The sequence below is a fragment of the Trinickia sp. genome (assembly GCF_051953955.1).
Lineage (GTDB): Bacteria > Pseudomonadota > Gammaproteobacteria > Burkholderiales > Burkholderiaceae > Trinickia.
This window is the reverse complement of the sequence record NZ_JBQCIF010000066.1, coordinates 1-13,373: the sequence shown is the minus strand read 5'-3', so window position 1 is coordinate 13,373 and position 13,373 is coordinate 1. Positions and strand designations below refer to the sequence as shown.

The window sequence follows — 13,373 nt, the reverse complement described above, 5'->3', positions numbered from 1 at the left end:
CGGCAGATCAGCTCGCCGACCGATCGCCGCTTCCCTCGGGAGAAGGGACGCGTTCTCAGGACCACGCCTGCAATCCGCTCGCCACCGCTGTCGCCAGACCCAACGACGGATAAGCGCGATCGACGGACTCGAGATCCGCACGCATTTCGGCGATCAGCCAATCGCGCAGTTCGGCGACGATCGGCCGCGGCGGCCGCGTGGGCGACCACGACAGGCAGCACATCCGATTCGTGACGACGATCTCTTCCACCGCGGGCACGAGCGCCCGTTGTGCGAGCCAGTGCATCACGACATTGACCCAGCCAAGCGCGATACCCTGTCCGAGCAGGGCCGCCTGTACGACGATCGCGTAGTCGCTGAAGCTCAATACACCGGCGGCATGCCTGTTATCGTTGCTGAATGCGGAAAAGCGTGCATGCCAGCCGCGTTCTTCGTCGTCCATCACGATGACCGTATCGCCGTGTGCCGGCCAATCATCGGCGCGGGCGAGTTCCTCGTAGCGCGCATTGCAAACGGGCAGCAACACTTCGGGCATGACAGGCACGCTGCTTTCGCGCGCGTCGCCTTCGTGCAGGAAGCGCATCCCGAGATCCACATCGCCTAGCGGTCCTCCGATTCGGCCCGAGATCAATTGGAAGCGCAGATCGACCGAAGGGAACGCCTGATTGAGCCGGCTCATGCGGGGCATGAGCCAGTGCGTGGTGAAAGCCGTCGACACGGAGAGCGTGATGGGCTCGATGCCGGTTGCCCGCGCTTCGATCTCGCGGATCGCATCCTCGATTCCGTTCAGCCCCTCCGAAATCTTTCGATACAGGATCCGGCCGCTCTCGGTCAGCACGATACCGCCGTGCACGCGCTCGAACAGGCGCACGCCGATATGGTCCTCCATGCGCGACAGCATGCGGCTGACGGCCGGCTGGCTGACGTAGAGCTCCTGCGCGGCGCGCGTGAAGTTCCCGCACCGCGCGGCGGCCTCGAAGACGAAAAGCGCATTCGCGCTGGGGAGTTTTCTGCGTAGGCTAGGCATGACCTGATGTTATGCCCAATCCAACAATTAGGGAATTGCCGACAGAAATACGGACGCCTATATTTTTTTCATCGCGAGCCCACACGAGCAGGAGCCGAACGATGGATGCAAGAGCCAAGGCGGGTGTATCGATCCGGTCCGCCAGCAAACGTTATGGTCCGCTGATTGCGCTCGACGACGTGTCGATCGATGTGGCGCAGGGCGAATTCCTCTCGCTGCTCGGCCCGTCGGGCTCCGGCAAGACGACATTGCTCGGCATTCTCGGCGGTTTTGTGCAGCCGAGTTCGGGCAGCGTTTGGGTGGGGGAACGAGACATTACATTTGCGCCGCCGCACAAGCGCGATATCGGCATGGTGTTCCAGAGCTACGCGCTCTTTCCTCATATGACTGTCGGCGAGAACGTCGCATTCCCGTTGCGGGCTCGACGCCAGCCGAAGGCGAGCTGGTCCGGCAAAGTGGCGGACGCGCTCGCGATGGTCGAGTTGCGCGGCTACGAGCACCGGCGGATCAGCGAACTCTCGGGCGGTCAGCGTCAGCGTGTCGCACTCGCACGCGCGATGGTGTTCGAACCGCAATTGATCCTGATGGACGAGCCGCTTTCGGCACTCGACAAGCAATTGCGCGAAACCATGCAGATCGAACTGCGCCGGCTGCACCGCCGGCTCGGCACGACCATCGTCTACGTCACGCACGACCAACGCGAGGCGCTCACGATGAGTGATCGTGTCGCCGTCTTGAAGGACGGCAGGCTCGTGCAGGTCGATACACCGGAGCATCTCTATGACCGGCCTCGCAATTCGTTCGTCGCGAGCTTCATCGGCGAGGCGACGCTGCTGCCCGTTGCGCGGGCGGGCGAGAATGCCGTCAAGCTGGGCGACACGGTGCTGCGCACCGCCTATCCGTTGCCGCGCGAAGATCGGCTGCTGCTCGCGGTGCAGACCGAAAAACTCGTGATCGACGCGGGCGACGCGCCCGGCGATGCCAATCGGCTCAGCGCGCGTGTCACGGAGGTGCTGTACCAGGGCGAGAGTCTGCGTGTGTTCGCGGCACTCGCCGACGGCACGGTAGTGAGCCTGCGCCAGCCCGGAAACCATGCGGCCCGGCAACGCATTCCGCTGCCGGGGGCGCCGCTTTCCGTCGCGCTTTCGCCGCGCGACACCATCGTCGTGGCGGCATGAGCGGCATCGCTGTCCTTCATCGTTCTTTATGCCCGATCTCTAGGCCGCATTCGTCTGCCCCTTTCGTCTTCTTCGCCAACCGCAACGCAAACGCAATCAACCGCAATCAAGGATGAACTCATGAAGCTCACCGATTTCAAGGTGCTGACATTCGACGTCGTCGGCACGCTCATCGACTTCGAACGGGGCGTGCTCGCATCGGCGCACCGCCTCGGCGGCCCTGCCGCGAAAGACTTGACCGACGATGAGATCTTCGAGCCGTACATGCGGGGCCGCGCGGCCTTTCCGGGGCGCTCGAGTCAGGCAATGGCGAACGTCTATCTCGCGCTCGCCAAGGAATTAGGGCTGCCCGACGACGCGCAGTCGGCCGCCGCGTTCCAGCGCGACGTGCTCGATTGGCCCGCATTCCCCGATTCCGTCGAGGCGCTGAAGCGTCTGCGCAAGCACTTCCGTCTGGTCGCGATGACGAATGCGGACCGCGTTGCGTTGTCGGCGTACGCCCATACGTTGGGGGACCCGTTCGACGACACGGTATGTTGCGACGAAACCGGCGTCGCGAAACCGGACCCACAGTTTTTCGCCTACAACCGTGGGCGACAGGCCGCATTCGGCTACAAATTCGGCGAAATCCTCCATACCGCGCAAAGCCAGTACCACGACATCGGCGTTGCGATGAAGCTCGGCTATGCGACGTGCTGGATCGAGCGCCGCCGCGGGCAGAAGGGCTTCGGTGCGACGCCGGTTCCCGAGGCCGTGGCGACCCCGACGTTCTGCTTCCCGACGCTTGCCGCGCTGGCGGATGCGGTCGAGGAAGAATTCGCCGCGGTCTGATCATGCTCGCACCCCTCGCCGGCACGTCCCAGCAGCCCGATTCGTTGTGGCGTCACCTCGCCGCGCACGCCGGTACGCTCGGTCCGCCCGTAGGCGCGGGGCCGCTCGCTCGCGACTTGCACACCGACGTTGTCGTGATCGGCGCCGGCTATTCAGGTCTAGCGGCGGCCCACGCGCTCGCCAAGCGCGGCGTGCCGTGCGTCGTGCTGGACGCCAACCCGGTCGGGTGGGGCGCGAGCGGGCGCAACGGTGGCGTGGTGTCGTCGAAGTTCCGGCTTTCGTTTCCGGCGATTGCCAGCCGCTACGGGATCGACGCCGCGAAGCGGATGCATCGTCTCGCGCACGACGGTGTGCGCGTCGTGGAATCGTTCGTCGACGAATTCGCGATTTCGGGGGCGACGTTCGAACTGACGGGTTCTCTGCGTTGCGCGCATACCGACCGAGCACTCGCCGCCTGCGTGGCAGAAGCTGACTGGGTGCGCACAGCGCTGGGCGATCGCACCATGACGGCGCTGACGCGCGCGCAGGTGGAAAGGGAGACCGGCTCGGCGGGGTTCGTCGGCGGTGTACTGAGCGCCGATGCCGGTACCATCCTGCCGCTCGAGTACGTGCTTGGCATCGCGCGCGGTCTTGCGGCACGCGGCGTGCCGATTCATGAATCCACTGCCGTCGTGGCAATCGAGCCCGCGCGCGGCGCACCCGGAGTCTGCTTGCATACTCCTGCGGCTACGGTGCGCGCGAAGCAGGTGATCGTCGCGACGAACGCCTACTCCAGTCTAACCCCCGCCACGGCCGGCTTTCGCCGCGAACTCGTGCCGTTTCGCAGCGCGATGATCGCAACGGAGCGGCTGCCGGCCGAGCTCGACGCGAGGCTGATGACCACACGACGCAGCTACACTGAGACGCGTCGGATGATGAAGTGGTTTCGCCGCGCCGATGGCCGCATGCTGTTCGGGGGGCGCGATGCTTTCGGCAAGGAAGGGCAGGATACGGGTTTCGAGGCGCTGCGTCGCGCGATGATTGCGCTCTTTCCCGACCTTGCCGACGTGCGTATTGCCTTTCGCTGGTCCGGCTACGTCGGCATGACCTTCAACGCGCTGCCCCATGTCGGCCGCAGCGACGACACGACCGTGTTTTGCCTGGGATACAACGGCGCAGGCGTGGCGATGGCCAGCCTCGTCGGCCAACATGCCGCCGCGCTTGCCCTTGGCGAGACACCCGATCTCGCGCTGCTTGCGCAAGATGGACTGCGGCCAGTCCCGTTCCATTCTCTGCGCGCGCCGGGCGTGAGGCTCGTGGCGGCGTGGTATCAGTTTCTCGATGCGTTGGGGGTGTGATGACGACTGTCAGAGGAATCGTTTCGGAGTGCGAACCGAGACGGGCCGTCGCGACCGATGCGGTGCGGCGCTACCAGCGGCGCGAGGATCGCACGATGCTGCTGTTGATGGCGCCCGCGCTGGCGGTCGTGGTCATTTTGCTCGTGGTGCCGCTCGCGTGGTTGTCTTGGCAATCGATTCGCCAGGACGGCGGCTTTACGCTCGCGAACTATCGCCGCATCTTGAGCGGCACCTACCTCGATACTTTTTCGCTGACGTTCAAGCTGAGCGCCATCGTGACAGCGGCGACGCTGCTGCTCGGCTACCCCGTCGCGTATCTCGCTGCATCGGTGCGCCCCCGCTGGGCGGTGCTGATTCTCGGGATGGTGATCATGCCGTTTTGGACGAGCGTGCTCGTGCGCACTTACGCATGGCTCGTGCTGCTGCAGCGCACGGGTATCGTCAGCAAGGCACTCGTTGCATCGGGTCTCATGGATCATCCGGTGCAGCTTGCCTACAACCAGTTCGGCACGATCGTCGCGATGGTTCACATTCTCTTGCCCTTCATGGTCCTGCCGCTCTATTCGGCCATGCAGAAAATTCCGTTGAATCTCTCGCAGGCCGCGGCGGGCCTTGGCGCATCGCCCGTCCATGCGTTCGTGCGCGTCTTTCTGCCGCTGTCGATGGGCGGGGTGGCGGCCGGCGTCACGCTCGTGTTCGTGCTGTGCCTCGGCTTTTACATCACCCCCGAGCTGATGGGCGGTGGTAAGTCGATCATGGTGTCGATGGTCGTGAGCCGCAACGTCGAAATCTACAACAGCTGGGGAGCCGCGAGTTCCGTGAGCGTGGTCTTGTTGCTTTGCGTGTTTGCCATCTTCTACGCGGCGAGCCGAGTCGTGCCGCTCGATAAGACCTTGGGGGAGAAATGAAATCGAACCCGCTTGCGCGTGGGCTGCTGATCGCATCGGTGCTGCTGATCCTAGCGTTTCTGATGCTGCCTGTCCTGATCGTGGTGCCGCTGTCGTTTTCCGATACGCGCTTCATGACGTTTCCGCCGCCCGCGTTGTCGCTGAGATGGTACGAAGCGTTCTTCGGCAACCCTGATTGGCTGGCAGCCGCCCGCACGACGCTCATCGCCTCCACGTTCGCGACGGCGATCGCGACACCGATCGGGGTCGCCGCGGCCTACGCGATCGAGCACGGCACGCATGCGTGGATTCGCCGGCTGCGGACGCTGCTGATGCTGCCGCTGATGGTGCCGATCATCATCGTCGCGGTGGGCGTGTTTTTCGTCTATTCGAAGCTCGGTTACGTGAATACGCTCGGCGGCCTGATCCTCGCCGATGCCATGCTCGGATTGCCCTATGTCGTGATTTCCGTCAGCGCCGATTTACGCTCGTTCGACCATGCGCAGGAAATGGCCGCGCGCAGCCTCGGCATGAACCGGCTGCGCAGCTTCATGGCCGTCACGTTGCCGCAGATTCGCTCGAGCGTGATTTCAGGTGCGGTGTTCGTCTTCATCCAGGCGCTCGACGAAACCGTCGTCGCGTTGTTCGTCTCGGGCGGCCCGAACCAGACGCTGACGCGCCGCATGTTCGTCACGCTGCGCGACGAGATCGATCCGACGATCGCGGCGATCAGCACCATGCTGACCGCGCTTACGCTGACGCTCGTTCTCATCGTCGTCATCAGCCGCCGCGGCAGCGGCGGCATTGCGCAGACGGCGCGCGCTTGATGGCGGCATGCCCGGCGAACGGCGGCGGCCGATACGCTGCCGCTGTCCTCTGGCGCGCAAACGTTTTTCCCTCATGCGTTCCATCAGAACGGAATCCCCTATGACGAATGCCTTGAAGTTTTATATCGACGGCGCGTGGGTTGCGCCGGCCGGCGCCGCTCGGCTCGCCGTGATCGATCCTTGCACCGAAGAGCCGTTCGCGGAAATCGCGCTGGGCGATGCGCGCGACGTCGATCGCGCGGTCGCCGCCGCCAAGCGTGCGTTCGCGACGTTTTCGCTGACCGATCCCGACGAACGCATCGCACTCGTGCGTCGAATACTCGACGCCTACCTTCGGCGTTACGACGAAATCGCCGATACGATTTCACGCGAGATCGGGGCGCCGCGCCGGCTCGCGCATGAGTGGCAGGCGGCGCTCGGCCGCCGCCATCTCGAAGAATTGCTGCGCACGAGCGAAACGTTCGCCTGGCAGCGCGCAAAAGGCATCACCCTCATACGATACGAGCCCGTCGGCGTTGCGGCGTTGATTACGCCGTGGAACTGGCCGATCAATCAGATCGTCTGCAAGGTGGCACCGGCGATCGCCGCGGGCTGCACGATGGTGCTCAAGCCGAGCGAGATATCGCCGCTCAACGCGGTGCTGTTCGCCGAAGTGCTCGACGAGGCGGGCGTGCCCGCCGGCGTGTTCAACCTCGTGCACGGCGACGGCCCGACGGTCGGTGCCGCGCTGTGCGCACACCCCGACGTCGACATGGTGTCGTTTACGGGGTCGACGCGAGCGGGCGTGCAGATCGCGACGCTTGCGGCGCCGACCGTCAAGCGTGTCCATCAAGAGCTCGGCGGGAAATCCGCGAATCTGCTGCTCGACGACGCGCCATTCGAAACGGCCGTGACGAAAGGCGTGAACAGCTGCTTCAGCAATAGCGGGCAATCGTGCAATGCCCCGACGCGGATGCTCGTGCCGGCATCGCGTCACGAGGAGGCGCTCGACATTGCCCGGCGGGCGGCGGCGGCGCATCGCGTCGGCCCGGCGGATGCCCCCGGCACGACGACGGGGCCGGTGGTGAGCGACGTGCAATACGAGCGCGTGCAGCGCTTGATTGCCGCGGGGATCGAAGAGGGCGCGACACTCGTGGCCGGCGGGCTGGGGCGGCCGCCGGGGCTCGAACGGGGCTATTACGTGCAACCCACGGTGTTTGGCGGAGTTCGGCCCGATATGACGATCGCTCGCGAGGAGATCTTCGGTCCCGTGCTGGCCATTTTGCCGTACCGCGACGAGGAGCATGCGATTGCGATAGCGAACGAGAGCCCCTATGGCCTGGCCGCCTATGTTCAGTCGGGCGACCTTGCGCGGGCGCGCCGCATCGCGACCCGGTTGCGGGCCGGCAGCGTCTATCTGAACTATCCGGCGTGGGACCCCGGCGCGCCGTTCGGCGGCTACAAGCAGTCCGGCAACGGACGCGAATACGGCGAGTGGGGGCTCGAAGCGTTCTTGGAGGTCAAGGGCGTCGTCGGATACGGCGGCTAGACCCATCTGCATCGACGAGCTATGCGCGCGAGGGCGGGGGCCCCGCGCGCTCATGGCTGCTGCGCACTCACTCGCTATTGCTGCATGAACTTGAGCCAGCGCGCCTTGGCCTGGATACCGGCGTCGGACGCCCACCATTCTTCCGACAGCAGTGCTTGCTTGCTCGCGTTCTCGGGCGAGCTCGGCAACTCGCTCGCGCGTTTCGCAGATATCTTGCCCGTTTTGTATGCGGCGGGATTGCCCGGTCCGTAATCGATGTAGGTCGGCAAGTTCGCTTGCAACTCCGGCGAGACGGCCGTATCGACGAAACGCATCGCATTCGCGAGATCGGGTGCGTTTTTGAGCACGCACAACTGAGTGTTCTGCAAAATTCCGTCGTCGTAGACGAACGCGATGTCGGGATTGTCCTTCGCAACCGAACTCGCGCGGCCGTTCCAGATCATTTCCATGTCGACTTCACCGTCGTGCAGCAGTTGCGCGGACTGGCCCCCCGATGTCCACCAAACGGCGATGTCCGGTTTGATTTGCGCGAGCTTCTTGAATGCCCGATCGACGTCGAGCGGATAGAGCTTGTCGCGAGGCACGCCATCCGCGAGCAGCGCGGCTTCGAGCACGGTTTGCGGATCGTTGCGCAGTGCGCGTGTGCCGGGGAAACCTTTGACGTTCCAGAAGTCGGCCCAGCTATGCGGCACCTTCTTCACGGTCTTTTTGTTGTAGCCGATCACCGTCGAATAGAACTCGTACGGCACCGAGTACGGCGTGCGGTATTTTTCGGGAATCGCGGCTGCGTTCGGCATCTTCGAGAAGTCGAGCTTTTCGATCAGCCCCTCGCGGCCGCCGCGCAGGCAATTCGAAGTCGGCGTATCGACGACGTCCCAGATAGGCTTTCCGGTCGCGCCTTGCGCCTTGATTTGCGGCCACGCGTCGGGAATACTGTCCTGCTTGATCGTGATGCCGAGTTGCTTGGCAGCGGGGTCGAGGATCGCCTTGGTCTGCGCTTCCTGATAGGCGCCGCCTTGCGATACGAACGTAATCTGACCGGCGGCCAGCGCGGGCGCGGTGCCTGCGCACCCGAGCGAAAGTGTTATGGCAATCGGGCACAAGCGCTTCAGTTTGGTCACGGCTCTTCCTCGACGCGGTTGGGGGAGAAACAGGGGCCGGGCGGGTCGATCGGCGCAGCGGCAAGGCCGGACGGCACCAAGCCCGCACTTCGGTGCTTTGAATATAGAGAGCCAATTTCAGAGGTACAACGCCGAAATTGTTGGAGCCGGCATGACTTGATGTAATGGCCCGCTTAGCGTACATGCCGGCGCTTCTTCTCGCTTTGGCGTATCTCTCCCGAGGCCGAATACGCCGTCCCGCGTTCCCGTTTGCCTCAATTCTTGTCGGGGTGAACCGGAGTCATTCCAGTGAGGGCGGCTGCCATGGATCCTGCCAGCCGCCCGTGCTTACTGCAAAAACCCCGCTTGACGCAGCGCCTCTTCAGCCGCCTCATGGTCTTGAGCCGACGTTCCGCCCGAAATGCCGATCGCGCCCACCAGTTGCCCTTCGTGAAAGATCGGAACGCCGCCGCCGACCGGCATCAGCCGTGGATGGTGCGCCAACGGGGCAACGGCGGGCTCGGCCATGTACTGATTCCATTGATGCGTGGCCATGCCGAACGACGCAGCGGTCCATGCCTTGTCGATGGCGACGTCAACGGTCAGAAACGGGACGGTATCCGCGCGCTCGAACGCGCGCAGGTGTCCGCCCGCATCGGTAATCGCGATCGTCGCGGCGAACCCGCGCGCCGCGGACGCGCGGCGTGCTTCGGCCAGCAGTGCTTGCGCGGCTTCGAGGCTGATCGTGGCCGTGCTGATGATGGGCGATTTCATGTTGATGCTCCTTTTCAAAAGCGATTAGCGATTAGCGACGACCACCTTGCCCATCATGTTGCCCGCCTCGACCAGCGCGTGCGCCTCGATGAGACCGGCGGCATTGATGCCGTCGATGCGGCGGGTCAGGGTGTGCTCGAGGCGTCCCTGATCAACCAACTGCGCCGCGCGGCGCAGCAGGGCGTGCTGCCGGGCCATGGTATCGGTGGTGAACATCGGGCGGGTGAACATCAGCTCCCAGTGAATCGAGATGGATTTCCCCTTGAATGGTCCGATGTCCAGATTCACCGGGTCGTCGATCAGTGCGAACTGGCCTTCCGGGCGCAGCACGGCGGCGATTTGCGGTACATAGGCGGCGCTGTTGTTCAACCCGGCAACGTGGGTGACGTGCTCGATGCCGAGCGCGGCTAATTGGGGCGCCCAGGATTGACGGTGATCGATGACGTGATGCGCGCCATGAGCCAACACCCACTCCCGGGTTTCGGGCCGTGAGGCCGTGCCGATGACGGTCATGCCCGTCAACTCGCGCGCCAACTGAGTCAGAATCGAGCCGACGCCGCCTGCCGCTCCGATGACGAGCAGCACGTTGTTGTCGCTCGGGTCCGCTGCCTGAACACGCAGGCGGTCGAACAGCAGCTCCCACGCAGTGATCGTCGTCAACGGCAATGACGCAGCCTCGGCAAAGTCCAACGACGTCGGCATGGGTCCCACGATGCGCTCGTCCACGGCGTGCAGTTCGCTGTTGCTGCCGGGCCGATTGAGGTCACCGGCGTACCAGACACGGTCGCCCGGCTTGAAGCGCGAGGCTAACGCACCGGTTGCGCGGACGATTCCTGCCGCGTCCCAGCCGGCGATGCGCGCACCCCCTTCCGGGATATCTCCACCGCGGCGGATCTTGGTGTCGACCGGGTTGACCGACACTGCTTTCACTTCCACGAGCAGATCGTGCTCGCGCAGTTCCGGCGTCGGCAGCTCGATGTCCTGCAGCGCCTGCGGGTGGCTGATGGGATGGTTCTGATAGAAGGCAACGGCTTTCATGACGTGATCTCCAAGAGAAGGTGTTGAGGCTCATGTTATCTTTCGTCGATATGCTGATAAACCATTGCATCACCCAAACACTTTCGTCATTTCAATGAAAATGATTCGACTCGATGACGTCCAGATCTTCGTGCACACGGTGGACTACGGCAGCTTCTCGGAGGCGGCACGTCAGCTGAACATCGCGCCCGCGCATGCCAGTGCTTCAGTGCAGCGGCTCGAAAAGGCGCTGGACACGCGGCTATTCACGCGTTCGACGCGAAGCATGCAGCTGTCGGAGGCCGGCGAGCGTTATCTGCCGCACGCCCGGGTCATGGTTGACGCGCTGAAGCAAGGCGAGCAGGCGCTGGCGAGCGGCCGGGGGGCGCTGTCCGGGCCGCTGCGGCTGTCGGCTCCGTCCGACTTTGGGCGAAACCTGCTGTTGCCGTGGCTGGATGAATTTCAGCACCAGCATCCTGGCTTGTCGCTTCACGTGAAGATGAGCGACCGTGCGGCTGACCTCACGCGCCAACCGCTGGATGCAGTCGTGCGCTACGGAACGCTGCCCGATTCGTCTCTTCTGGCCATGAAACTCGTCGAGAACAACCGACGCGCATTGTGTGCCGCGCCGTCATACGTCGAACGGCATGGCGCACCCACCAAAGTAGACGAGCTGCGGCGACACAATTGTCTTCGGTACGTCTGGAGCGAACAGATACATGAACGCTGGCGCTTTACGCCGCCTGGCGGCGAGCGCACCGTGGCCGTCACGGGCAATCGCATCAGCGACGATGCCGATGCCGTTCGTCGCTGGGCGATAGCCGGGGAAGGCCTCGTCTACAAATCGCGACTGGACCTCATCGATGATTTGAAGGCAGGCCGGCTCGTGGAGTTGTTCCCGCCGGAGTATTGCGAGCCTGCGCCGCTGCACTTGATTTGCGCGCACCGGGCGCAACTGACGCCCGCGATCAACGCGTTGCAGGTCTTCCTGCGCGAGCGCTGCTCGACGTTGCAGGCCAGCTATCCCTCGGGAAACGCCCGTTTTGCGTAATGAGGTTCGCGCCTTCCTGCGCAGTGGGAGCGCATGAGATCGGCAGCGTTATCATGCGTGGGACAATCTCGGCGTTAGCGATCGACATCAAACATGACCATCAAGAACCTGTTCTATTACCCCAGTAACGCAAGCATGGCCCCCCACATCGTTCTGGAGGAAATCGGCCGGCCCTTTGCGTTAACGCTTGTTGATCGCACGCACGATCAACATAAGTCGGCAGACTATCTGCGACTGAACCCCAACGGATTGATCCCGGTGTTGGTCGATGGCGACATGGTGCTGTATGAGACGGCTGCCATTTGCCTCCATTTGGCAGACACACATCCGGAAAGCGGGATGGCGCCCGGATTGGCCACGCCCGAACGTGCCCAGTTTTACAAGTGGCTCATGTGGTTGACGAACACGCTGCAAGCGGCCTTGATTGTCTATTTTTACCCGGAGCGCTGGGTCGATGCCGACAACGCGCTGGGCGCGAGCCAAGTGAAAGCGCATGCTGAATCGAAGATCGGCATCTTGCTTGACCAGTTGGAGTCGCAACTTGAATCGAGCGATGGTCCTTGGTTGCTGGGGGCGCAATACACGATCCTCGATCCTTACGCGTTCATGCTCTGTCGGTGGACAAGGGGCTTCGAGAAGCCGGCGCGCGCATGGCCGCTGCTCGGTCAGTATTTGCAGCGAATGCTCGCGCGACCCGCGGTGCGGCGCGCGATTGAAACGGAAGGGCTTGCTGCGCCGTTGGTGTGAGGCGATCGCTGCCGAGAATGTTCGCTATCGGGGCTGGCGCGGGAGACCGTATCTCACGGGCCGACCGCGATGCGACTGCTGTTCGGCCTTTGCTGCTTCGCCGATAGAGATCGCAACGTCTGTCCCTCGGCCACCGCCGCACAGCTGACCCGCCGAACCGCTTCCGGGGAGCGCCGAAACGACCTGACGGATGAGCGAAGCACCGGTTCCTTATCGCCGTGGCGATGGGCGTAATTCAGTCATGAGCTGGTCGACGAAACGCCTCATGTACACGGTTCTTTCGCGAGCGAGCGCTTTTCCGCGGGCGGTCAGCATCTCTGCCTCGAGCCGGAACAGCTTTTCATGAAAATGGTGAACCACGGAACTGGTTTTGCCGTGAACAAACGCGCGGCCGACCGAGTCCTCGCCCGTTTCGACCCACATCGGCTCGCCCAGATGGCCGCCGAACATGAATGCCCTGGCGATGCCGACGGCGCCGAGCGCATCGAGCATGTCCGCGTCGCGGACGATTCGTGCTTCCAGTGTGGGAGCTAGGGCGTCTATGTCGTCACCCGCACAGCGGTAGTATTCCGTAAAGTTGATTGCTTCGCAGATCCGGTCGATATCGTCGGCAGACACGCACGCCACGGTTTCGAGCATTCGCCTCAGTGGCGGCTCGGCTTCCTCTGGCGCGACGTAATGCCCGGCATTTCTCTCCAACACGCGATGGAAATCGTGAAGCAGAGCCGCGATGCCCACGACGAACTTATCCGCACCGAGCTCAGTGACGCAGATCTCAAAAGCGTTGTCGAGGACCCGGTCCAGATGCGCCATGTCGTGCGCGACGATGTTTTCATTGAACGTCTCTTTCAGATGTTCTCGCAGTGTTTTCATCGTCGATTGAATCGAACGCTCTTGATTCATTTTTTTCCTGATATGAATTGTGAAAGTGGGAGAACCATATCTCCGCAATGAAGCGCTTCGATTCATCGCTGAGCTGAGAAATACAGTTGCGGTGAGCGGTGCGCAGTTGAGAAAGACCTAAGATCAATTCGGCTTGAACGAGCTTGATGAACGGGCCAACGACACT

13 protein-coding genes and 1 pseudogene are annotated in these 13,373 nt (G+C 63.4%); 8 read left to right on the top strand and 6 right to left on the bottom strand.

What is annotated here, in order from left to right:
- Positions 1–55 precede the first annotated feature (55 nt).
- Complete coding sequence (locus ACTHNZ_RS12615) at positions 56–1,027, bottom strand: LysR family transcriptional regulator (RefSeq protein ID WP_440542831.1); 972 nt, start codon at positions 1,025–1,027, stop codon at positions 56–58.
- A 101-nt stretch (positions 1,028–1,128) separates the two neighbouring features.
- Here ACTHNZ_RS12615 and ACTHNZ_RS12610 point away from each other — a divergent pair, with 101 nt between their 5' ends.
- The 6 genes from ACTHNZ_RS12610 to ACTHNZ_RS12585 all read left to right on the top strand — a co-directional run bounded on the left by ACTHNZ_RS12610 (position 1,129) and on the right by ACTHNZ_RS12585 (position 7,615).
- Positions 1,129–2,205, top strand: a complete 1,077-nt coding sequence (locus tag ACTHNZ_RS12610) for an ABC transporter ATP-binding protein (RefSeq protein WP_440542830.1) — start codon at positions 1,129–1,131, stop codon at positions 2,203–2,205.
- Between the two features lie 120 nt (positions 2,206–2,325).
- Positions 2,326–3,036 (top strand): HAD-IA family hydrolase, encoded by a 711-nt coding sequence (locus ACTHNZ_RS12605; protein WP_440542829.1) that lies wholly within the window; start codon positions 2,326–2,328, stop codon positions 3,034–3,036.
- A gap of 2 nt (positions 3,037–3,038) precedes the next feature.
- Positions 3,039–4,373: an NAD(P)/FAD-dependent oxidoreductase gene (locus tag ACTHNZ_RS12600; protein WP_440542828.1), complete on the top strand. Its 1,335-nt coding sequence runs from the start codon at positions 3,039–3,041 to the stop codon at positions 4,371–4,373.
- Positions 4,374–4,468: 95 nt separating this feature from the next.
- On the top strand, positions 4,469–5,281 hold the full coding sequence (locus ACTHNZ_RS12595; protein ID WP_440542845.1) for an ABC transporter permease: 813 nt from the start codon (positions 4,469–4,471) through the stop codon (positions 5,279–5,281).
- Positions 5,278–6,087, top strand: coding sequence for an ABC transporter permease (locus ACTHNZ_RS12590; protein ID WP_440542827.1), 810 nt, complete (start codon positions 5,278–5,280; stop codon positions 6,085–6,087). The genes ACTHNZ_RS12595 and ACTHNZ_RS12590 overlap by 4 nt, the downstream gene beginning before the upstream one ends.
- 100 nt (positions 6,088–6,187) lie before the next feature.
- Positions 6,188–7,615 (top strand): aldehyde dehydrogenase family protein, encoded by a 1,428-nt coding sequence (locus ACTHNZ_RS12585; protein WP_440542826.1) that lies wholly within the window; start codon positions 6,188–6,190, stop codon positions 7,613–7,615.
- Between the two features lie 74 nt (positions 7,616–7,689).
- Here ACTHNZ_RS12585 and ACTHNZ_RS12580 read toward each other — a convergent pair whose 3' ends face one another.
- From ACTHNZ_RS12580 to ACTHNZ_RS12570, 3 genes are all read right to left on the bottom strand, one after another.
- Complete coding sequence (locus ACTHNZ_RS12580) at positions 7,690–8,736, bottom strand: ABC transporter substrate-binding protein (RefSeq protein ID WP_440542825.1); 1,047 nt, start codon at positions 8,734–8,736, stop codon at positions 7,690–7,692.
- A gap of 327 nt (positions 8,737–9,063) precedes the next feature.
- Positions 9,064–9,489 (bottom strand): GlcG/HbpS family heme-binding protein, encoded by a 426-nt coding sequence (locus tag ACTHNZ_RS12575; protein ID WP_440542824.1) that lies wholly within the window; start codon positions 9,487–9,489, stop codon positions 9,064–9,066.
- Positions 9,490–9,513: 24 nt separating this feature from the next.
- Positions 9,514–10,527 (bottom strand): zinc-binding alcohol dehydrogenase family protein, encoded by a 1,014-nt coding sequence (locus ACTHNZ_RS12570; RefSeq protein ID WP_440542823.1) that lies wholly within the window; start codon positions 10,525–10,527, stop codon positions 9,514–9,516.
- Positions 10,528–10,627: 100 nt separating this feature from the next.
- On the opposite strand from ACTHNZ_RS12570, the gene ACTHNZ_RS12565 reads away from it, so the two are divergent.
- Entirely contained in the window at positions 10,628–11,557 is a 930-nt protein-coding gene (locus tag ACTHNZ_RS12565) for a LysR family transcriptional regulator (RefSeq protein ID WP_440542844.1), read from the top strand.
- Positions 11,558–11,650: 93 nt separating this feature from the next.
- The gene (locus tag ACTHNZ_RS12560; RefSeq protein ID WP_440542822.1) at positions 11,651–12,304 is read left to right on the top strand and encodes a glutathione S-transferase family protein; all 654 of its coding nucleotides are present in this window, start codon (positions 11,651–11,653) and stop codon (positions 12,302–12,304) included.
- Between the two features lie 210 nt (positions 12,305–12,514).
- Here the strand turns inward: ACTHNZ_RS12560 and ACTHNZ_RS12555 are convergent, their stop codons facing one another.
- Positions 12,515–13,177: an HD domain-containing protein gene (locus tag ACTHNZ_RS12555; protein WP_440542821.1), complete on the bottom strand. Its 663-nt coding sequence runs from the start codon at positions 13,175–13,177 to the stop codon at positions 12,515–12,517.
- Positions 13,137–13,373: pseudogene (locus tag ACTHNZ_RS12550) on the bottom strand (hypothetical protein); the annotation flags it as partial. The gene ACTHNZ_RS12555 and the pseudogene ACTHNZ_RS12550, both read right to left, overlap by 41 nt.